Here is a 20,429-nt window from a genome sequence, read left to right on the forward strand (position 1 = left end):
ACCCGGCCGATCCGGCCGAATCCGGGGGCGGGCACCCCCCGGCTCCCCGGCGTGATCTCGTAGCCGCAGACCCGGGCCTCCAGCCGGGTGGACGCCCCCTGCCAGTCGCCGTCGGTGACCAACACCGTGCACCCCTTGTTCCGGGCCCGCGCCACCACCGCCCGCGCCCGGGTCTGCGGCTACGAGATCACGCCGGGGAGCCGGGGGGTGCCCGCCCCCGGATTCGGCCGGATCGGCCGGGTGCGGCTGCAGGTCAGCGGGGTGTGTGCGGGACGACGGGTGACCGCCCGGGCGCGAGCCGGGTGAATCCCGGTGGCATCCCGGGTACTGGCCGTTTGGTGCATGGACTGGCCGGCGGTCGCGGCGGCCGCGGCCGCCGGGCTGTCCGCGACCGCCCCGGTGGCGGTCACGTTGGCCAATCGGGTGATCGCCTGCTCGGCGGCCGCCCGCGCGGCGGGAGTGCGGCGGGGGCTGCGGCGCCGGGAGGCGGCGGCCCGCTGCCCGCAGCTGCACGTCGCCACCGCCGACGCGGACCGCGACGCCCGCCACTTCGAAGCGGTCATTGCCGCAGTGGACGACCTGGTGCCGCGCGCCGAGGTGCTGCGGCCCGGGCTCTTGGTGCTGCCCGTGCGCGGGGCGGCCCGCTATTTCGGCTCCGAGGCCGACGCCGCCGAGCGGCTGATCGACGCGGTGGCTGTGAGTTCGGTGGCGGGCGCCGAGTGCCAGGTCGGGATCGCCGACCGGTTGTCCACCGCGGTCTTCGCGGCGCGGGCGGGTCGCATCGTCCCGGCGGGCGGTGACGCGAAGTTCCTGTCGGTGCTGTCGATCCGCCAGCTTGCCACCGAACCCAGCCTGTGCGGCCCCGGGCGCGAAGAGCTGACGGACCTGTTGTGGCGGATGGGGATTCGCACCATCGGCCAGTTCGCCGCGCTGTCGGCCACCGACGTGGCGTCCCGATTCGGCGCCGACGGGGTGGCCGCGCACCGGCTGGCCCGCGGCGAACCCGAGCGGGGACCGTCCGGGCGGGAGCCGCCGGAGGAGCTGGAGGCCGTGCTGGACTGCGACCCGCCGATCGACCGGGTCGACGCGGCGGCCTTCGCCGGGCGTTCGCTGGCCGCGGCGCTGCACCGGACGCTGATGGCCGCCGGGGTGGGCTGCACCCGGCTGGCCATTCACGCCGTCACCGCCAACGGCGAAGAGCTGCACCGGGTTTGGCGATGCGCCGAGCCGTTGACCGAGGACGCCACCGCCGACCGGGTGCGTTGGCAACTGGACGGCTGGTTGAGCAGCCGGACCGCGCGTCACCCCCGCCCGACGGCGGCGGTGACGCTGTTGCGGCTGCAGGCGGTCGAGGTGGTGTCGGCCGAGGCGTTGCAGTTGCCCTTGTGGGGTGGCCTGGGCGAGGAGGACCGGCTGCGGGCCCGCCGGGCCCTGGTGCGGGTGCAGGGCCTGCTCGGCCCGGAGGCGGTGCGCGTGCCGGTGCTGTCCGGCGGGCGCGGGCCGGCCGAACGCATCACGCTGACCCCCCTGGGCGACGAACCGGTTCCGCGGGCCGACCCGGTTCAGCCGTGGCCCGGCCGGCTGCCGGAGCCGTCGCCGGCGGTGTTGCTCGACGACGCGGTGGAATTGCTTGACGCCCAAGGGAACCCGGTGCGGGTGACCAACCGGGGGCTGTTCTCCGCCGACCCGGCGCGGCTGACCGGGCACGGCCAAGACGAGCGGCTGGACTGGTGGGCCGGCCCATGGCCGGTCGACGAGCGGTGGTGGGATCCCGACGTCGGAAAGGGCCGCACCGCCCGCGCGCAGGTCCTGCTGGAAGGCAAGCGGGCGTTTCTGCTGTGCTACCGCCAGCGGCGCTGGTACCTCGAGGGCAGCTACGAGTGAGTACACGCATCTCCGCCCGCTCGGCGACTAGGCTGACACGATGCCAACGACGTCGGAGCCCCCCGAGGGAAATGACTTAACGCCGCACTTCGACGATGTGCAGGCCCACTACGACCTGTCGGACGAATTCTTCCGGCTGTTCCTCGACCCGACCCAGACGTACAGCTGCGCCTACTTCGAGCGCGATGACATGACGCTGGAAGAAGCGCAGATCGCCAAGATCGACCTCGCGCTCGGCAAACTCGGGCTGAAGCCGGGCATGACGTTGCTCGACGTCGGCTGCGGTTGGGGCGCCACCATGATGCGCGCCGTCGAAAAATACGACGTCAACGTCGTCGGCCTCACCCTGAGCCGCAACCAGGCCGATCACGTCGAACAGCTGATCGCCCAATCCGACAGCCCACGTTCCGCGCGGGTGCTGCTGGAGGGCTGGGAGCAGTTCGACGAGCCGGTGGACCGGATCGTCAGCATCGGCGCCTTCGAGCACTTCGGGCACGAGCGCTACGACGCGTTCTTCACCCTGGCGCATGACCTGTTGCCCGACGACGGAATCATGCTGCTGCACACCATCACCGGGCTGCACCCGACGGAGATGGCCGAGCGTGGCATGCCGCTTTCGTTCACGTTCGCCCGATTCATCAAATTCATTGTCACCGAGATCTTTCCGGGCGGGCGGCTACCGTCGATACCGATGGTGCAAGAGCGCGCCACCGCGAACGGCTTCACCGTGACCCGCGTGCAGTCGCTGCAGCCGCACTACGCCAAGACGCTCGACCTCTGGGCCGCCGCACTGCAGGCCAATAAGGACCAGGCCATCGCGGTGCAGTCCGAGGAAGTCTACGAGCGCTACATGAAATACCTGACCGGTTGTGCCGACGCATTCCGGATCGGATACATCGACGTCGATCAGTTCACGTTGCAGAAATGACCACGGCACGCCGGACACCGAGCGGCGCTTGAGCATCGACGGCTAGCGCCCTCAGCCCTGCCCGTCGCGCACCGCCCGCGCCCGCGCCATCAGCCCGGCGCCGCCGGGCAACGCCCCCACCACGGCGCGGGCCAGCCGATCGCGGCCCCGCACGCCGTCGGTCCTGGCCTGCCCGGCACGCAGGTGGCGCCAGCCCAGCGCCGCCCACGACGCCGCGACGGCGGCGTCGGTCACCCCGCCGCGGGCCCGGCGCCGGTCCACCGCGGCCAGGCCGAGCGCGGTGGCCGAGTGCACGGTGTCCACCCACACGCCGGCCGCCAGCACCTCCGGACCGGGATTGATCCCCGACAGCAGCGCCTGGACGATGTGACGTCCGCCCAGGATCCGGGTGACGACGAGCGCCTTGCGATCGACCTGCACGCCGTGAATGTGGTCCAGCACCTCGGACGGCGCGGCCAGCAGCACGGTGCCCCACCCCGCGCGCAGCACCTCGATGAAGCGAATCTTCATGGGGTACAGGGTAACCGGCTCGCGAAGGCCCCAACCCGGTCGATGAACCGGTCGAAGAACGCCGCCGCATCGACGTCAACGCCGATCAGGGCGTTGGGCTTTCGGCGTCCCGACCAATCGGTCACCGTCATGGCGCGGGTCAGCGTCCCCGTCAGCTCGATGTCGACCGTCGCCGGGCGCGTGGTGACCAGCCCCGGGTCCAGCGCCGCGGCGGCGGCCAGCGGATCGTGCAGATGCGCCTGGTAGCCGTGGCCGTTGTCGTGGTAGGCCTCGAGGTAGAACCGCATCGCGTCCTCGACCACCCGGATCAGCGGGTTGGACGCCGTCGACCGGGTGCCGGGCTCGTCGTCCGCACTCATCGGCGTCGCCGTCGACCCGGCGGCGGCCGCCAGCCTGGCGAGGTGATCCGGCGTCATCCCCACCTTGCGGGTCAGGTCCAAACCGCAGAGGATCGGAAGGCGCTCTGGCCCAACAACTTCGGGGTCCCAGGCGGCCAGCACCTCGGCGGCGGCCTCGGGGTCCACGCTGATGTTCCATTCCGCCACCGGCGTGGTGTTGCCCCGGTGATCGTAGGAACCGCCCATGACGACAAGCCGGCGCAACAGCGTCGGCAACGCCGGTTCGGCGCGCAGCGCCAACGCCAGATTGGTCAGCGGCCCGGTCGCGACGCCGATGAGCTCACCCGGAAAGGCGTGCGCGGCGCGCACCCAGGCGGTCGCCGAGTCGTGATCGGTGAGCCGGCGATCGGCGGGCGGCAGCTCGGCGTACCCCAGCCCCCGGGAGCCGTGGACCTTCGACGGCAGGCCCATGGGCCCCGACAGGGTCTCGTCGGAACCCTTGGAGACCGGTATGCCGGTGACGGCGCACAGCTCGAGCAGGCCCAGGTTGTTCTCGCAAACCTGTTGCACGCCAACGTTTCCCCCGGTGGAGGCGATGCCGACCACGTCCGCGTCCGGGCTGGCGAACAGGTACATCAGGGCCAGCGCGTCGTCCACGCCGGTGTCGACGTCGACGAAGACGGGGTTCACCGCGGTAACGATACCGGCGGCTACGGCCACGCCGAGGCGAAGGTGATCACCAGGACGTCACGCTGCGCGGGGCCCGAGCCGTCGATCGGCCGGATCGGGGAGACGCCGTGCCGCGTCCGGCGGTCGTCGCCCAGCATCAGCGTGCCGGGCTCGGCCAGCGTGGTCGCCAGCAACTGCCGGCCGTCGAGGTCGCACACGGTGCTCTCGCCGCCGATGGCGTTGCGCCGCCCGACCAGCAGCGAGCTGACCAGGGTGACGCCGTCGCGGTGCATGCCCTCCGGCGTGGGATGGCCACCCTCGTCCGTCAACGACCGGATCCGGAACAGATGCACCTTGACGTTCCAGTCCCGCACCCGGTCCAGTGCGTCCGCCACCCGGGCCTGCAGATCGATCAGCTTGCGCAGCAAGGGATCCCCAGCGAACGCCTCGGTCAGCGGCTCGAAGTCGCGGTCCTTGCCGATGTAGAGCGGATTGGAGTCCTCCGGCTGCACGAACGTGCTCCTGGGCATCGGTCGCAGCACCCCGTCGCGCAGGGAGTACTGGCCGTACCGGCGCAACCGCTGCACGCCCAGCTCGGCCGCGTAGGGGTCGGGCCCCAGCCGCTGCCAATGCCGGGCGAACCGGGTCCACTCTTCGCGGCCGGCACCCAGGCTCCGCGTCACGTCGAACGAGGACATCACGGCGGCACCGGTCGTGGCGACCAGCCGGGCCGCGGCGGCCACCGGGTCGGCGTCGGCCCGCTTCTCGGACAGAATCCGGGTCATCGCGCCGGAATACCGCAATCGCACGCGGCGCAAACGCGTCGATTTACCAGTGCACTCCGGGCACCAAGCGCACCAGACGCTTGACTCCTCGCGGTGTCCGGATGCCCTTGGTGACCGCGCGGACGGGCCGCCTCGGCTTGCGCGGTGGCCGGGGAGCGACGGCGGCCGGTTCGGGGGGCACGCCGCGGGCGGCGGCCGAGTCGGGGTAACCCAGGTACAGCTGGTGCAGGATGCGCCGGGACGTCCGCGGCGCGAAGTAGTTGCCCACCTCGGCCAGCGTGCCCAGCGGGGTGTCTATGCGGGCCGGCTTCTCGACCAGGCCGCGCACCACCATGGCGGCCGCGCGCTCCGGGCTGATGGCGGGCACCGGGTTGAGCCGGTGCGACGGCGCGATCATCGGCGTACGGACCAGGGGCATATGGATATTGGTGAACGTGATGTGGTCGGAAAGCGTCTCCGACCCGACCACGTCGGCGAACGCGTCCAGCGCCGCCTTGGTGGGCAGATACGAGCTGTACTTGGGGTTGCGGGCCTGCACGCCGGCGCTGGAGACGTTGACCACGTGGCCGAAGCGGCGCTCGCGCCAGTGCGGCAGCAGCGCCAGCACCATGCGCACCGCGCCGAAGTAGTTGACCGCCATCACTCGCTCGTAGTCGTGCAGCCGATCGGTCGAATTGACCACGGAGCGGCGAATCGATCGGCCCGCGTTGTTCACCAGGTAGTCGACGTGGTCGAAGCGCCCCAGGATGTCCTTGATGGTGTGTTCGACCGAGGTGGAATCGGTGACGTCGCAGGTGAAGGCGTGGGCGTCGCCCCCGCCGGCGCGGATCTCGGCGACCAGCTGATCCAGCGCGTCGGCATTGCGCGCCAGGGCGAACACGGTTGCGCCCCTTTCGGCGACGGCGATGGCCGCCGCGCGGCCGATGCCGCTGGACGCGCCGGTGATGATGACGTGCCTGCCCCGCAGCGGGGCCCGCGGATCGTCGCGGCGCGCCCGGTCGGGGTCGAGGTGCTCGGCCCAGTAACGCCACAGCCTGGGCGCGTAGTCGGAGAACTCGGGCACCTCGATGCCGGTGCCGCGCAACGCGTTCCGGGTCTGGTCGTTGACGAAGGTGGGCTTGAGGTCGACGAGGTCGAACACCTCGGCCGGGATGCCGAGCTGGGTGGCCGCCATGTTGCGCAGGACCCGGGCCCGGCCCCGCACCCTCAGCACCGGCGCGGCAACGGAGCCGGGCAGCGACCCGCGCGCGGGCGGCAGGCCCGCTGCCCTGGCGACGCCGCGGTAGATGCCGCGCAGCCCAACGGTTTTGGGGGCGGTCAGGTGGAACGTGCGGCCGTCACCACCCTCGGCGTGCATGAGCGCGACCAGCGCGTCGACGACGTAGTCGACCGGCACGATGTTGGTGCGCCCGGTGTCGGGCAGCAGGATGGGTGTCAGCGACGGCAACGCCGCCAGCTTGGCCAGTACGCCGAAGAAGTAGTACGGCCCGTCGACCTTGTCCATCTCGCCGGTGCGCGAATCGCCCACCACCACCGCCGGCCGGTAGATCCGGTAACGCAGTCCCGGGGCCGAGCGCACCAGCAGCTCGGCCTCGAACTTCGTCCGGTGGTACGGGCTGGGCAGGCGCTGGCCGACGTCGAAGTCGTCCTCGGTGTACTCGCCGGGGAAGTCGCCCGCCACGGCGATCGAGGACACGTGGTGCAACGTCGCGCCCAGCCGCTGCGCCAGCCCGACGACGGCGCGGGTGCCGTCGACGTTGGTGGCCCGCTGCTGCGCCTCGTCGGCGGTGATGTCGTAGATCGCCGCGCAGTGCACGACGTGGTCGACCCGGCCCAGCTCGGCGACGGTCTCGTCCGCCAGCTCCAGCTCCGGCAGCGCCGCGACCAGCGGCTTCGCCCGCTCACCCCACTCGGCCGCCAGGCGTTCGAAGCGGCCCAGCGACTCCCGGCGGACCAGCACCCACACCTGGGCATCGGGCCGGCCGTCCAGCAGGCGACTCACGACGCGGCGACCAATAAACCCGGTACCGCCGGTAACGACATACCGCATGCAGCCCATCGTGGCGGGTGGCGGGCGCCCGCGTCAACCGTGGCGTAGGGAGGTCAGTTGTGGAAGTCCTTGATGCCGTCCCACTCCACCAAGGTCCAGCCGTAGAGCGGGTTGCCGGTGATCACCACGCGGCCGATGTTGGGCAGGGGGTGGCTGGTCAGCAACGAGTCCTTGGCGTTCTTCGTGTTCATCAGCGTCCAGTACTCGATGGCGAACTTGTGCGAGAACACCACCGGGTCGTGCTGGCCGCTGTTGTAGACCTTCGCGATGGCGGCGGTGAACTGTTCGTTGAACTCCTTGCCGCTGACCGACCCGGGGATGCTGTCCTGCGTGTCGCCGCGGAGCCAGTCCGCCGGCGCCAGCAGATACGTCGCGTTCTCCTGCGGGATCGGTTTGCCCTCGAACCAGCCCGCGTTGATCTCCTGAATGCCCTGCAGCACCTCGACCTGCTTGCCCAGCTCCGAGGCCAGCGGCGCGGCGGTCTGCTGGGTGCGGACCATGGTGGAGGCGTAGATGCCGTCGTAGTCCTTGTGGCCCGCCTGGTGCGCGACTTGCTGGGCCTGCCCCTGGCCCTCGGGGGTCAGGCTTGGCCCGGGCACCGAGGTGTCGATGATCCCGCTGGCGTTGGATGCCGACTGGGCGTGCCGGATGAACGTGATCGTGATGCTGCGCGCCTGCGGTGTCCCGCCGCAGGCCCCGACGACGAGGACCGCGGTCAGCGCCGCGACGGCCTTCGAGACATTCCGGATCAAGCTGCGCTTCGGCATGGCAAATAGCCTGCCCTGCCGACGGCATCGGTGGGAAGGGTTTGCGATGGTTAAGTGGAGAAATTACTTGCGAAGGAGACTCAGATGGCGATTGACCCGAGTGCCGTCGGCGCGGTGACCGAACCGATGCTGTTCGAGTGGACCGACCGGGACACGCTGCTGTATGCGCTCGGCGTCGGCGCCGGCCTGGACGACCTGTCGTTCACCACCGAGAACAGCCACGGCATCGATCAGCAGGTGCTGCCCACCTACGCCGTGATCTGTTGCCCGGCGTTCGGGGCGGCCGGCAAGGTCGGAACGTTCAACTGGGCCATGCTGTTACACGGCTCGCAGGAAATCCGGTTGCACGCGCCGCTGCCGCCGGCCGGGAAGCTGTCGGTGGTCACCGAGGTCGCCGACATCCAGGACAAGGGCGAGGGCAAGAACGCGATCCTGGTGTTGCGCGGCCGGGGCACCGACCCGGACTCGGAGAAGCTGATCGCCGAGACGCTCACCACCCTGGTGATCCGGGGCGAGGGCGGGTTCGGGGGCGTGCCGGGTCAGCGGCCGGTGGCCCCGGAGATCCCCGACCGCGAGCCCGACGCCCGGGTGGCGTTGCCCACCCGGGAAGACCAGGCGCTGATCTACCGGCTGTCCGGTGACCGCAACCCGCTGCACAGCGATCCGTGGTTCGCCCGTGAGCTGGCCGGGTTCCCGAAGCCGATCCTGCACGGGCTGTGCAGCTATGGGGTGACGGGCCGCGCGCTGGTCGCCGAACTCGGCGGCGGGACCGCGGCCAATGTCACCTCGATCGCCGCGCGGTTCACCTCTCCGGTGTTACCCGGCGAGACGCTGACCACCATGATCTGGCGAACCGAGCCGGGCAAGGCGGTGTTCCGCACCGAGGCCTCGGGGGCGGAAGGCTCCGGCCCCCGGGTGGTGCTCGACGACGGCGCGGCGGAATACGTGCAGGCCTAGCCGGACAGCTCGCGCGCCAGCCGGGCGGTGAACTCGCTGGCGCGCTCGGGGCTGTCCAGTGCGAACTGCGCCGCGGTGGCGCGGTCCCCGTCGTCGTAGTGCCGCACCAGGATTGGCACGCCACCGTCGTGGACCGCGTCGAATGCGTCCTCGTCGGTGATGTCGTCGCCGAGGTAGACCGGCGTCCGGGCGCCGGGTTCGGCCCCGGTTAGGTGATCGAGCACCCAGCGCAGCGTTTTGCCCTTGTCCCAATCCAGGTCCGGGCGCAGCTCGATGACCTCGCGGCCGGTGGTCACCCGCAGGCCGTCGCGGCGGCCCGCCGCGCGCACCGCGGCCGCCACCTCGCCGACGCGGTCCCGGGCGGCGTTGCGGTAATGCACGGCGACCCCAAAGCGCTTGTGTTCCACCACGACACCGTCGATGGCGCCCAGTCGTTCGCGCAGCTCGCCGGCCGCGCCCTCCAGCACCGGAATGGCCGCCGCGGCGGCGTCGTTCTGGTGGTGCGTGCCGTCGGGCGCGGTCAGCTCGAACCCGTGGCTGCCGGCGTACCATATCCCTTGCACGCCAACTCGTTTCGTGACGTCGGCCAGGTCGCGGCCCGACAGCACCGCGACCGGGCACCGCGCGGCCAGCTGCCGCAGGGCATCGGTGGCGCCGGCGACCGGGACGGCGGCGTCGGGGTCGTTGACGATGTCGGACAGCGTGCCGTCGAAGTCGAAGAACACCGCCGGTCGCCGCGCGGCCAGGTGGTCGAGGGCTTCCAGCGCGTCGGGCAGCTGCGACATCCGCCGGTCCCCGGTGCGGACGGCGACCTCGCGCAGGTCGGCGACGACCGCGTCCGCGCCGGCGTCCCGCAATGCGTCGCCGTGCCCGGTGCCGATCACCAACGCGAAGCCGCCGGCCCGCGCGGCGGCGACGCCCGCCGCGTCGGCGGTTACCACCGCGCATCGACCGGGCCGCACGCCCAGGTCGTCGGCCGCCCTTGACAGGTCCTCGGGCGAGGAGAAAACCGCGGCACCGACGCCGATCTCGCGCAGTTGCCCATCCAGGACGGGGTCGGGCGCGTCGAACAGCACCGCGTCATGGCGGCGCGGGTCGATGATCACCGACCCGGAATCTGGCATGACCCAACCTTCTCACGCCGGCCGGGCCGGGCGGGAGTGGGTCAGCGCCGCGCTTGCCCCGGCGGGCGCGGCCCCGGTGCCCGGTGCGGAAACGTTCGCTTGCGGCGCCGATCGCTGAGCAACAGCACCGAGTCACCGCTGAGCGCCACCAGCCGCGCCATGCCCAGTTCGATGCCGGCGGCCAATTGCTTGACGTCGAACCCGGCGCCGGGCTCGGCGGTGATGCCGAACACCAGCTCATCGCCGTAGCTGAGCACCGCGACCCCGGTGCTCAGCTGGACGGCGGTCGGGGGAATGGGCAGCAGGCGCTCCATCGTCTGGCCCATCAGGCGCAGCCGGTGACGGGGCCCGGGCACGCTGGTCGCCAGCGTCACGATGGCGCGCTGCGGCAGCCGGGAGAGCAACGCATTGACGTTGTCCCGCAACACCGTTGGCAATGAATTGAGCGCCGACTCGAGCATGCCGCGGGCTGGCGGGGGGCCGGTTTCCCTTTCCTTCCACCGGATCTGCACGGTCCGCAACCGCTGGACCGGGTCGTCGTGTTCGACCGGCAGGTACGGCGATCGGACCGGCGCCGGCACCAGCGCACGCAGCGAGCCCGGCCGCGGCTCCTCGCCGCGGCCGATCAGCACCGTCCGGAAGCCCTCGGTGGCGGCGGCGAGCGCGACGTCGTTGACGGTCACCCCGAATTTGCGGCACACGCGGTCGACCTCGGCGATCGGGACCCGCACCGTGGCGTAGCGCCGCAGGGTGGCCCGGTCGGGCGTCCGCAGGCCGGGCAGGACCGCGCCGACGACGGCCCCGGTGGTCGCCCAGGACGCCCGCCACAACGTGTCGGCCCAGCCCGGTCGCCGCACCGGCTGCCGCGCAACCTGTTTCGCGCCGGGGGGATCGGCGAAGGTGGCGTCGTCGGCGTCGTCGCAAAGCCTGCTGAGCAGGTGGGCGGGCGACTTGCCGTTCAGCAGGCGGTGATGGATCTTCATCAGGATCGCCCACCGGTTGCCCTTGAGGCCCTCGATCATCCAGCACTCCCAGGGCGGACGGTCGAGGTCCAGGGGGCGCTCGAGGGCGTGGGCAATGGCCCGGGACAGCTCGGTGTCGTCACCCGGCCGCGGGATCGCCACCCGGTGCACGTGCTGGGTGAGGTCGAATTCCGGGCAGTCGACCCAGTCCTGGTCCGCCGGGTGCGCGGGTAGCACCTGGGTGCAGCGCGGTATCGACCGAATGCGTTCCGCCAGAAGCGCTTCGAGACGCCGGTAATCGGGGGCGGCGCCGTCGACGATGGCGACCGCGCCGATCGCCAGGCCGGCGTGCTGGTCCGCGTCGTGAGCGTTCAGGAACGCCGCGTCCGGTGACCTCACCTGCGCCATGTTCTCCCCGCCGCCAATCTGCCCTCGTACCAGTGTCCGCCGGCCCGCGCGCCCGCGGTAGGCCCGCGGCGTTAAGAGCTTGTTTAGGAGTTGACGATCGGTTTAACAACGGTTGGCCTGCGCCGGAGGTAATTCGAACAAACATTCGATAGACTGGCGCGGTGGGCTGGTTTAACGGTCCGCCGAGCTGGGCGGAGATGGAGCGTGTCCTCGACAGCAAGCCGCGCCACGCCGGCGTGCCAGTGGTCCCCGGGGAGGATGCCCCCCTGTCGTCCAAGCGCGGCACGTACCGGCCGCCGGACGACGCCCGGCCGACCCGCACGTCGGTCGCTTATGCCGAGTTGCACGCGCATTCGGCGTTCAGCTTCCTCGACGGGGCCAGCACGCCGGAGGAGATGGTCGAGGAGGCGGCCCGGCTGGGCCTGCGCGCCCTGGCGCTCACCGATCACGACGGCCTGTACGGGGCGGTGCGGTTCGCCGAGGCGGCCGCCGAACTCGACCTGCGCACCGTGTTCGGCGCCGAGCTGTCGCTGGGGCCGGGCGCCCGCACCGAGACGCCCGATCCGCCCGGCCCGCACCTGCTGGTGCTTGCCCGCGGCCCGGAGGGCTACCGGCGGCTGTCGCGGCAGCTGGCCGCGGCGCACCTGGCCGGCGGGGAGAAGGGCAAGCCGCGCTACGACCTCGACGCGCTCACCGAGGCGGCCGGCGGCCACTGGCACATCCTGACCGGGTGCCGCAAAGGCCATGTCCGCCAAGCGTTGTCGCAAGGCCCGGAAGCCGCGCAGCGGGCGCTGGCCGATCTGGTGGACCGGTTTGGCGCACATCGGGTCAGCATCGAGTTGACCCACCACGGTCACCCGCTCGACGACGAACGCAACGCGACGCTGGCCGGGCTGGCGTCCCGCTTCGGCGTCGGCGTGGTCGCCACCACCGGGGCGCATTTCGCGGGGCCGTCACGGCGCAGGCTGGCCATGGCGATGGGCGCCATCCGGGCGCGGCAGTCCCTGGACGCCGCGGCCGGATGGCTGGCCCCGCTGGGTGGTTCGCACCTGCGGTCCGGCGAGGAGATGGCCCGGCTGTTCGCGCAGGTGCCTTTTGGAGGCCCCGACGCGGTGACCGCCGCCGCCGAGCTCGGCGAGCAGTGCGCGTTCGGGCTGGCGCTCATCGCTCCGCAGCTGCCGCCCTTCGACGTGCCCGCCGGGCACACCGAGGACAGCTGGCTGCGGCAGCTGACCATGGTGGGTGCGCGGGACCGTTACGGGCCGCCCGACAGGGCGTCACGTGCCTACGCCCAGATCGAGCATGAACTGAAAGTCATTGAACGCCTCACGTTTCCGGGCTACTTCCTGGTGGTGCACGACATCGCCCGGTTCTGCCGCGAGAACAACATCCTGTGCCAGGGCAGGGGATCGGCGGCCAATTCCGCGGTCTGTTATGCCCTCGGCGTCACCGCGGTGGATCCGGTGGCCAACGAGCTGCTGTTCGAGCGGTTCCTGTCGCCCGCCCGCGACGGGCCGCCCGACATCGACATGGACATCGAGTCGGACCAGCGCGAGAAGGTCATCCAGTACGTCTACGACAAATACGGCCGCGACTACGCCGCCCAGGTCGCCAACGTCATCACCTACCGGGGGCGGATCGCGGTGCGCGACATGGCCCGGGCCCTGGGCTTCTCGCAGGGGCAACAGGACGCGTGGAGCAAACAGATCGGCCACTGGAACGGGTTGGCCGATTCGCCCGACGTCGAGGGCATCCCACCGCCGGTGGTCGACCTGGCCAACCAGATCCGGAACCTGCCGCGGCACATGGGCATCCATTCCGGCGGCATGGTGATCTGCGACCGGCCGATCGCCGATGTGTGCCCGGTGGAGTGGGCGCGCATGGAGAACCGCAGCGTCCTGCAGTGGGACAAAGACGACTGCGCGGCAATCGGTTTGGTGAAGTTCGACCTGCTCGGGCTGGGCATGCTCTCGGCGCTGCACTACGCCATCGACCTGGTGGCCGAGCACAAGGGGATCGAGGTTGACCTGGCCCGCCTCGACCTCTCCGAGCCGGCGGTGTACGAGATGCTGGCCCGCGCCGATTCCGTCGGCGTGTTCCAGGTGGAGTCGCGGGCGCAGATGGCCACGTTGCCCCGGCTGCGGCCGCGGATCTTCTACGACCTGGTGGTGGAGGTCGCGCTGATCCGCCCCGGCCCCATCCAGGGCGGATCGGTGCACCCCTACATCCGGCGGCGCAACGGCCTGGACCCGGTGACCTACGACCACCCGTCCATGGAATCGGCGCTGCGAAAGACATTGGGGGTGCCGCTCTTTCAGGAGCAGTTGATGCAGCTGGCGGTGGACTGCGCCGGCTTTTCGGCCGCCGAGGCCGACCAGCTGCGGCGCGCCATGGGGTCCAAGCGCTCCACCGAACGCATGCGACGGTTGCGCGGGCGGTTCTACGAGGGCATGCGCGCGCTGCACGGCGCCCCCGACGAGGTGATCGACCGGACCTACGAAAAGCTGGAAGCCTTCGCCAATTTCGGCTTCCCGGAGAGCCACGCGCTGTCCTTCGCGTCGCTGGTGTTCTACTCGTCGTGGTTCAAGCTGCACCACCCGGCGGCGTTCTGCGCGGCGCTGCTGCGCGCGCAGCCGATGGGCTTCTATTCGCCCCAGTCGCTGGTGGCCGACGCGCGCCGGCACGGCGTGACGGTGCACGGGCCGGACGTCAACGCCAGCCTGGCGCACGCCACCCTCGAGAACGGCGGGACGGAGGTGCGCCTGGGCCTTGGCGCCGTGCGGCACATCGGCGACGACCTCGCCGAGCGGCTGGTGCAGGAGCGAAAGACCAACGGCGCCTTCGCTTCCCTGCTGGACCTGACCACCCGGTTGCAGCTGTCGGTACCGCAGACCGAGGCGCTGGCGACGGCCGGTGCGCTGGGCTGCTTTTCCATGTCCCGGCGCGAGGCGTTGTGGGCGGCCGGGGCGGCCGCCACCCAACGCCCGGACCGCCTGCCCGGGGTGGGCTCGTCGTCGCACATCCCGGCGCTGCCCGGGATGAGCGAGCTGGAACTGGCCGCGGCCGACGTGTGGGCCACCGGCGTCTCCCCGGACAGTTACCCGACGCAGTTCCTGCGGGCGGACCTGGACGCGATGGGTGTGGTGCCCGCCGAGAAGCTGCTTTCGGTGCCCGACGGCGATCGGGTGCTGATCGCCGGTGCGGTGACCCACCGGCAACGGCCCGGCACGGCCCAGGGGGTGACGTTTCTCAACCTCGAGGACGAGACGGGAATGGTCAACGTGCTGTGCACGCCGGCGGTGTGGGCGCGGCACCGCAAGCTGGCCAACACCGCCCCGGCGATGCTGGTGCGCGGCCAGGTCCAAAACGCCAGCGGCGCCGTCACCGTCGTCGCCGAGCGGCTGGGGCGCATCACGCTGGCGGTCGGCTCGAAGTCGCGCGACTTCCACTGAGCGGCCCGGACCGCCAAGACGACCGCGCCGAACGTGCAGTCACGGCGAGAATTTCGCCAAAACCTCGCCGTCAGTGCACGTTCGGCGCGGCCGAAGCGGTTGTCGAGCCGTTTGCGCGGAAAGGCACACAGCACATGCGCCGCGCCGTACGCTACTGCAAACAGATCGCTGGGAATCGGCTGTATTGATCGAGGGTGTCAAGGGAGTCGAAATGAAATTCAAGCCCGTTCGCCACGGCGCCGCGATACTGGGTTGTGCTGCGGCGCTTGTTCTTTCGCCCGCGGCCGCCAGCGCCGATCCGCCGGACCCGCACCAGCCGGACATGACGAAGGGCTTCTGCCCGGGCGGTCGATGGGGATACGGCAATCTGGCCGTGTGCGACGGCGAGAAGTATCCCGACGGCTCGTTTTGGCACCAGTGGATGAAAACCTGGATAGTCGGCCCGCAGTTCTATTACGACTGCGTCGGCGGCGACGAACCCCTGCCGGGGCCGCCTCCGCCGGGCGGCTGCGGCGGGGCGATCCCGCCCGGCGAGCCGCCCCCGCCCGCAAGCTGACCGGGACCGATCACGACTAGGCCTCCGGTGTCGTCCAGACCCGGGTCGGGGTGATCGCCAACCGGGTGCTGAACGCCTCCATCGACATGCCCGTCTCCGACTCCAATTCCTCGGCGAGCGTCCGGTATTTCGCCCAGTAGGGCGCGTCGTCCCGGCAGTTAACACCGGTCGCGTCGACCGTCGCGGTGCCCCCGATGACGATGATGCCGCCGCCGCTGCCGTCGGAATCCAAATTGAGGCTCACCTCGGGATGTCTCTTGATATGGGCGACTTTGGCAGCTTGCGGCAACGTGTACACCGTGAGCCTGGTGCCGTCGAAGTAAAACCAGACCAGCCGGGGAACCGGTTGACCCGATTTGGCGACGGTGGTCAGCCAGCCGAAGTTGTCCGACTCGAGCCGCTGGGAAACCTCTTGTGTCAGTTCGACGCTCATAGGCCGAATGTAACCTCCAAACATGACCCTCAACTTGTCCGTCGACGAAGTCCTCACCACCACCCGCTCGGTCCGCAAACGCCTCGACTTCGACAAGCCGGTGCCGCGCGAGGTGCTGATGGAATGCCTCGACCTGGCGCTGCAGGCGCCCACCGGGTCCAATTCGCAGGGCTGGCAGTGGGTGTTCGTCGAGGACGCGGACAAGAAGAAGGCGATCGGCGACGTCTACCTGAAGAACGCCCGCGGCTACCTGAGCTCACCCGCTCCCGAATACGCCGAGGGGGACACCCGCGGGGAGCGGATGGGCAAGGTGCGCGACTCCGCGACCTACCTCGCCGAACACATGCACGAGGCGCCGGTGTTGCTGATTCCCTGCATCTTTGGCCGGGAGGAGAAGCAGCCGCTGGGCGGCGTGTCGTTCTGGGCGTCGCTGTTCCCGGCGGTCTGGAGCTTTTGCCTGGCGCTGCGCTCACGCGGGCTGGGGTCGTGCTGGACGACGCTGCACCTGCTCGGTGACGGTGAAAAGCAGGTCGCCGACGTGGTGGGGATTCCGTACGACGAGTACAGCCAGGGCGGGCTGTTCCCCATCGCCTACACCAAGGGCACCGACTTCCGCCCGGCCAAGCGGCTGCCCGCCGAGCAGCTCACGCACTGGAACACCTGGTAATCAGGTTTGCAGAGGCCAAACCTCGACGACCCCGTGCGCGACCGCGCACGGCGTCTGGCTCACCCGCTCGATCGCCGCGTCGATGTCCTCGGCCTCGACCACCGCGAACCCCGCGATCGGCAACGCCGAGCGCAGGAAGGGGCCGGGCTCGATCCGCACGCCCGCGCCGTCCGGGTTGCGCACCTGCACGGGTTGTCCGGCCCGGCCGACAAGTGCGCCGGCCGCGCTGAGCTCGTCGTCGCGAGCGTGCGCGGCGCGTCTACGGTCGTCGCTCAACTGGTGGTATCCGGCCGCTTCGCCGTAACCGATCGTGATGAAGGTGGGCATATCAATGCTGACCGGCGCCGGCCGCGTAACTCATCGCTAGACACCGCCCGGGTAGCCGTGCTGGCGCCAGGCCTCGTAGACGGCGACGGCCGCGGCGTTGGACAGGTTCAGCGAGCGGCGGCCGGCCAGCATCGGGATGCGCACCTGCTCGGTGATGTGCTCGTCGGCCAGCGTCGCGGCGTCCAGCCCGGTGGGCTCGGGCCCGAACATCAACACGTCGCCCGCCCGGTAGCGGACGTCCGCGAACGACGTGGGCGCGTGCGACGTGAACGCGAACACCCGGGCCGGCGTGAGCGCCTCCCACGCGGCCGCGAGCGAGGCGTGGACCGTGACCGACGCCAGATCGTGGTAGTCCAGCCCGGCCCGCCGCAGCTTGGGCTCGGACAGGTCGAAGCCCATCGGCTCGACTAGGTGCAGTTCGCAGCCCGTCGCCGCCACGGTCCGGATCGCGTTGCCCGTGTTCGGGGGGATGCGCGGGCAGTAAAACATCAGCTTGAACACAACGCGATAATGGTCGCATGGTCGAGCAGAGCCTCTGGATGCAGAAAGTCGCTGCCGATCCAGGACATTCGCGCTGGTACATCGAGCGGTTCCGGGCGATGGCCCGCGCCGGCGACGACCTGGCCGGCGAGGCCCGCTTCGTGGACGCGATGGCGCCGCGCGGTGCCCGCATCCTCGACGCCGGTTGCGGGCCCGGCCGCCTCGGCGGGTACCTGGCCGCCGCCGGCCACCACGTCGTCGGCGTCGACGTCGATCCGGCGCTGATCGAGGCGGCCGAGCAGGATCACCCCGGCCCGCGCTGGCTGGTCGGCGACCTCGCCGAGCTCGACCTGCCCGCGCGCGGCATCGCCGAACCGTTCGACGTGATCGTGTCCGCCGGCAACGTGATGACGTTCCTCGCCCCCAGCACCCGCGTCCGGGTGCTGGGCCGCCTGCGCGCCCACCTCGGCGGCGAGGGCCGGGCGGCGATCGGCTTCGGCGCCGGCCGCGACTACGGGTTCGCCGAGTTCCTGGGCGACGCGACGGCCGCCGGGTTCGAGCCCGACCTGCTGCTGTCCACCTGGGATCTCCGCCCGTTCACCGATGACTCGGACTTCCTCGTCGCCGTCCTCCGCCCGGCTTAGCGGCTGTCATTGGCGGCGACCCGCCGCGCCCGGCTGCGCCGCGCTTGCGATCGCCGCGTTTGCCAGGATCGTCCGCCCGTGCGCGGCACCACCTTGGAGGAGCCTGTCTGCTCAGTACGGACTGTGGTGACCTGGACCGCGGGCTGTCATACTCGTCGGATTGCCACGTTGACGCGCTCGCGCCCCTCTGGCGTGGCACGGGTGGATAAAGCAGGAAGTCTCATGAGCCTCTCGTTTTCTCGAGCGCTGACCATCAGCGCAGCGGCCGGTCGCGCGGCCGCGGCGACGTGACCATGTTCGCCCGCCCGGCCCACGCGGCCGAGGCGGTCCAGTCCGAGTCGCCGCAGGTCCACGCCGACCCGGCGCCGGCCAAACGCCCCCCGACCTGGTCGCTGAGCAACTGGCCGGTCCGGTGGAAGGTCCTGGCGATTGTGCTGGTCCCGCTGGTGCTGGCGACGGCGTTCGGGGCGCTGCGGATCCAGGGCGCGATGGCGAACTCGGGCGGCCTGCGGCTGGCCGCCGCCCGCGCGGACCTGGTGCCGGTGGTCACCAAGTACATGTCGGCGCTGGACGTGGCCCTGCTGGCGGGCAGCACCGGGCGCGACGTCGACGGCGCCAAGAAGAACTTCGAGGCCCGCAAGTACGAGCTGGACACCCGGCTGCGCGACACCGACGTGACCCCCGAGGTCCGGTCGGGGGTGAACAACCTGCTCGACGGCGGCCAGATGCTGGTGAACAAGGCGTCCGACAACGGCCTCGGTTTGCGGGAACGGGTGGCCCTCTACGCCCCGATCCTGCTGAATGCGGAGGACGTCATCAACGCGTCGGTGCGCGTTGACGACGAGAAGATCCGCGCCCAGACCCAGGGCCTGAGCCGGGCGGTCGGGGCCCGCGGGCAGATGACCATGCAGAAGATCCTGGTCACCCGCGGCGCCGACCTGCCCGAGCCGCAGCTGCGCACCTCGATGATCACCCTGGCTGGCACCGAGCCGTCGACGCTGTTCGGGATGAGCGAGGTCCTCGGCGCCGGTTCGCCCGCGGCCAAGACCCTGCAGCAGCAATTGGTGACCCGGATGGCGATCATGTCCGATCCGGCCAGCGTGCTCGTCGACAACGCCGACCTGCTGCGCTCGATCCAAACCACCGACGACATCGCCGATCAGGTGATCAGGGACGCGACCGCGTCGGTGACCAAGGCCGTGCACGCCCAGGCCGCCGACAAGCGCAACGCCGCGATCCTCGACACCGTCCTGGTGCTGTCCGCCATCGTGATCGCGCTGGTGGTCGTGCTGCTGGTGGCGCGCGCGCTGGTGCGGCCCTTGCGGATCCTGCGCGACGGCGCCCTCAAGGTGGCCCACACCGACCTCGAGGAGGAGATCGCCCGGGTCAAGGCCGGCGGCGCCGAGCCGACGCCGGAGCCGCTGCCCGTGTACACCACCGAGGAGATCGGCCAGGTCGCGCACGCGGTCGACGAACTGCACACCCAGGCCCTGCTGCTGGCCGGCGACGAGGCCCGGCTGCGGCTGCTGGTCAACGACATGTTCGAGACCATGTCGCGACGCAGCCGGTCGCTGGTGGACCAGCAGCTGTCGCTGATCGACCGGCTGGAGCGCAACGAGGAGGACCCCGAGCGCCTGGACAGCCTGTTCCGGCTGGACCACCTGGCCGCGCGGCTGCGCCGCAACAGCGCCAACCTGCTGGTGCTCGCCGGCGCGCAACTCGCCCGCGACCAGCGCGACCCGGTGCCGCTGTCGACCGTGCTCAACGCCGCGGTGTCGGAGGTCGAGGACTACCGCCGCGTCGAGATCGCCGGGCTGCCGGAGAACGCCACGCTGATCGGCGCGGCCGCCGGCGGCGCGATCCACCTGTTCGCCGAGCTGATCGACAACGCCCTGCGCTACTCGCCGCCCGCGACGCCCGTGCGGGTGTCGGCGGCCCGCGGCGGGGACGGCGGAGTCGTGGTGCGGGTCGCCGACTCCGGCCTGGGCATGAACGACACCGATCGGCGGATCGCCAACATGCGGCTGCAGGCCGGCGGCGAGGTCAGCCCCGACAACGCCCGGCACATGGGCCTGTTCGTGGTCGGCCGGATCGCTGCCCGGCACGGCATCCGGGTGGGGCTGCGCGGCCCGGCGGCCAACGAGGCGGGCTCCGGCACCACCGCCGAGATCTACCTGCCGCCGACGATCCTCGAGGGCACGGCCGCGGCCCAGCCCGCCCGGGTGGCCCGGATCCGGGCGGTGTCCTCGCCCAGCGCGCAACCCGCCGTCCCGGCGCCCGAAGCCGAACGCAAGCCGGAGCCCGCCTCGTTGGCCGCCGGGCCGCGCAGCCCCACCCGGATGCCGTGCCGGGCAGCGATCCGGCCGACCACGAACAGGCCCATGTGCCGGGCGTTGTCGGGGCTGACCTCGCCGCCGGCCTGCAGCCGCATGTTGGCGATCCGCCGATCGGTGTCGTTCATGCCCAGGCCGGAGTCGGCGACCCGCAC

Annotated in this window: 18 protein-coding genes and 3 pseudogenes; 9 read left to right on the forward strand and 12 right to left on the reverse strand. The window is 71.2% G+C overall.

The genetic code is table 11. The features are described from left to right. Positions 1-176 (reverse strand): annotated as a pseudogene (locus A5702_RS26935) (hypothetical protein); the annotation flags it as partial. Between A5702_RS26935 and A5702_RS25565 the strand changes: the two are divergent. Genes A5702_RS25565 through cmaA1 form a run of 3 tightly spaced genes read left to right on the forward strand, consistent with a single transcriptional unit; the run spans position 115 to position 2,812 of the window. Beyond that, entirely contained in the window at positions 115-306 is a 192-nt protein-coding gene (locus A5702_RS25565) for a hypothetical protein (RefSeq protein ID WP_082956014.1), read from the forward strand. The pseudogene A5702_RS26935 and the gene A5702_RS25565 overlap by 62 nt on opposite strands. Before the next feature lie 36 nt (positions 307-342). Then, positions 343-1,884 (forward strand): DNA polymerase Y family protein, encoded by a 1,542-nt coding sequence (locus A5702_RS10055; protein WP_068220306.1) that lies wholly within the window; start codon positions 343-345, stop codon positions 1,882-1,884. Positions 1,885-1,924: 40 nt separating this feature from the next. After that, complete coding sequence (gene cmaA1, locus A5702_RS10060; protein ID WP_067815990.1) at positions 1,925-2,812, forward strand: cyclopropane mycolic acid synthase CmaA1; 888 nt, start codon at positions 1,925-1,927, stop codon at positions 2,810-2,812. 51 nt (positions 2,813-2,863) lie between these two features. Here cmaA1 and A5702_RS10065 read toward each other — a convergent pair whose 3' ends face one another. Genes A5702_RS10065 through A5702_RS10085 form a run of 5 tightly spaced genes read right to left on the reverse strand, consistent with a single transcriptional unit; the run spans position 2,864 to position 7,931 of the window. Next, complete coding sequence (locus A5702_RS10065; RefSeq protein WP_067815993.1) at positions 2,864-3,322, reverse strand: hypothetical protein; 459 nt, start codon at positions 3,320-3,322, stop codon at positions 2,864-2,866. Continuing rightward, positions 3,319-4,350: a nucleoside hydrolase gene (locus tag A5702_RS10070; protein WP_068220331.1), complete on the reverse strand. Its 1,032-nt coding sequence runs from the start codon at positions 4,348-4,350 to the stop codon at positions 3,319-3,321. The genes A5702_RS10065 and A5702_RS10070 overlap by 4 nt, the downstream gene beginning before the upstream one ends. Positions 4,351-4,370: 20 nt before the next feature. Further along, positions 4,371-5,114: a 2OG-Fe dioxygenase family protein gene (locus tag A5702_RS10075; RefSeq protein WP_068220335.1), complete on the reverse strand. Its 744-nt coding sequence runs from the start codon at positions 5,112-5,114 to the stop codon at positions 4,371-4,373. 43 nt (positions 5,115-5,157) lie between these two features. Further along, positions 5,158-7,164, reverse strand: a complete 2,007-nt coding sequence (locus A5702_RS10080; protein ID WP_068220339.1) for an SDR family oxidoreductase — start codon at positions 7,162-7,164, stop codon at positions 5,158-5,160. Positions 7,165-7,217: 53 nt separating this feature from the next. After that, positions 7,218-7,931 carry a histidine phosphatase family protein gene (locus tag A5702_RS10085; RefSeq protein WP_068220309.1) on the reverse strand — a complete coding sequence of 238 codons (714 nt, stop codon included), beginning with the start codon at positions 7,929-7,931 and terminating at the stop codon, positions 7,218-7,220. Between the two features lie 84 nt (positions 7,932-8,015). Here A5702_RS10085 and A5702_RS10090 point away from each other — a divergent pair, with 84 nt between their 5' ends. Then, the gene (locus A5702_RS10090) at positions 8,016-8,888 is read left to right on the forward strand and encodes a MaoC family dehydratase (RefSeq protein WP_068220313.1); all 873 of its coding nucleotides are present in this window, start codon (positions 8,016-8,018) and stop codon (positions 8,886-8,888) included. On the opposite strand, the gene otsB is transcribed toward A5702_RS10090, so the two are convergent. Both otsB and A5702_RS10100 read right to left on the reverse strand, forming a co-directional pair. Continuing rightward, positions 8,885-10,012 carry a trehalose-phosphatase gene (gene otsB, locus A5702_RS10095; RefSeq protein ID WP_068220316.1) on the reverse strand — a complete coding sequence of 376 codons (1,128 nt, stop codon included), beginning with the start codon at positions 10,010-10,012 and terminating at the stop codon, positions 8,885-8,887. The two genes, A5702_RS10090 and otsB, sit on opposite strands and share 4 nt — an antisense overlap. Positions 10,013-10,053: 41 nt before the next feature. After that, positions 10,054-11,382 carry a wax ester/triacylglycerol synthase domain-containing protein gene (locus A5702_RS10100; protein WP_068220318.1) on the reverse strand — a complete coding sequence of 443 codons (1,329 nt, stop codon included), beginning with the start codon at positions 11,380-11,382 and terminating at the stop codon, positions 10,054-10,056. 161 nt (positions 11,383-11,543) lie between these two features. Here A5702_RS10100 and A5702_RS10105 point away from each other — a divergent pair, with 161 nt between their 5' ends. Both A5702_RS10105 and A5702_RS10110 read left to right on the forward strand, forming a co-directional pair. Next, positions 11,544-14,834 (forward strand): error-prone DNA polymerase, encoded by a 3,291-nt coding sequence (locus tag A5702_RS10105; protein ID WP_068220320.1) that lies wholly within the window; start codon positions 11,544-11,546, stop codon positions 14,832-14,834. 211 nt (positions 14,835-15,045) lie between these two features. Next, a complete protein-coding gene (locus A5702_RS10110; RefSeq protein ID WP_068220342.1) occupies positions 15,046-15,390 on the forward strand; it encodes a hypothetical protein in 345 nt (114 codons plus the stop codon). Positions 15,391-15,406: 16 nt separating this feature from the next. On the opposite strand, the gene A5702_RS10115 is transcribed toward A5702_RS10110, so the two are convergent. Further along, positions 15,407-15,823 carry a TIGR03667 family PPOX class F420-dependent oxidoreductase gene (locus A5702_RS10115; RefSeq protein WP_067816009.1) on the reverse strand — a complete coding sequence of 139 codons (417 nt, stop codon included), beginning with the start codon at positions 15,821-15,823 and terminating at the stop codon, positions 15,407-15,409. A gap of 22 nt (positions 15,824-15,845) precedes the next feature. On the opposite strand from A5702_RS10115, the gene A5702_RS10120 reads away from it, so the two are divergent. Then, positions 15,846-16,490 carry a nitroreductase family protein gene (locus A5702_RS10120; protein WP_068220323.1) on the forward strand — a complete coding sequence of 215 codons (645 nt, stop codon included), beginning with the start codon at positions 15,846-15,848 and terminating at the stop codon, positions 16,488-16,490. Here A5702_RS10120 and A5702_RS10125 read toward each other — a convergent pair whose 3' ends face one another. Then, positions 16,491-16,817: a YciI family protein gene (locus A5702_RS10125; protein ID WP_068220325.1), complete on the reverse strand. Its 327-nt coding sequence runs from the start codon at positions 16,815-16,817 to the stop codon at positions 16,491-16,493. It abuts the gene before it with no gap. 36 nt (positions 16,818-16,853) lie between these two features. Further along, a complete protein-coding gene (locus A5702_RS10130) occupies positions 16,854-17,318 on the reverse strand; it encodes a tRNA (cytidine(34)-2'-O)-methyltransferase (RefSeq protein WP_055401285.1) in 465 nt (154 codons plus the stop codon). 17 nt (positions 17,319-17,335) lie between these two features. Between A5702_RS10130 and A5702_RS10135 the strand changes: the two genes are divergently transcribed. Continuing rightward, positions 17,336-17,941, forward strand: coding sequence for a bifunctional 2-polyprenyl-6-hydroxyphenol methylase/3-demethylubiquinol 3-O-methyltransferase UbiG (locus A5702_RS10135; protein ID WP_068220328.1), 606 nt, complete (start codon positions 17,336-17,338; stop codon positions 17,939-17,941). 287 nt (positions 17,942-18,228) lie between these two features. After that, positions 18,229-20,163: pseudogene (locus A5702_RS10140) on the forward strand (sensor histidine kinase); the annotation flags it as partial. Between the two features lie 71 nt (positions 20,164-20,234). Here A5702_RS10140 and A5702_RS26940 read toward each other — a convergent pair. Continuing rightward, a pseudogene (locus A5702_RS26940) lies at positions 20,235-20,429 on the reverse strand (hypothetical protein); the annotation flags it as partial.

Origin of the sequence: Mycobacterium sp. E3339 (genome assembly GCF_001666915.1) — a bacterium.
Classification (GTDB): domain Bacteria; phylum Actinomycetota; class Actinomycetes; order Mycobacteriales; family Mycobacteriaceae; genus Mycobacterium.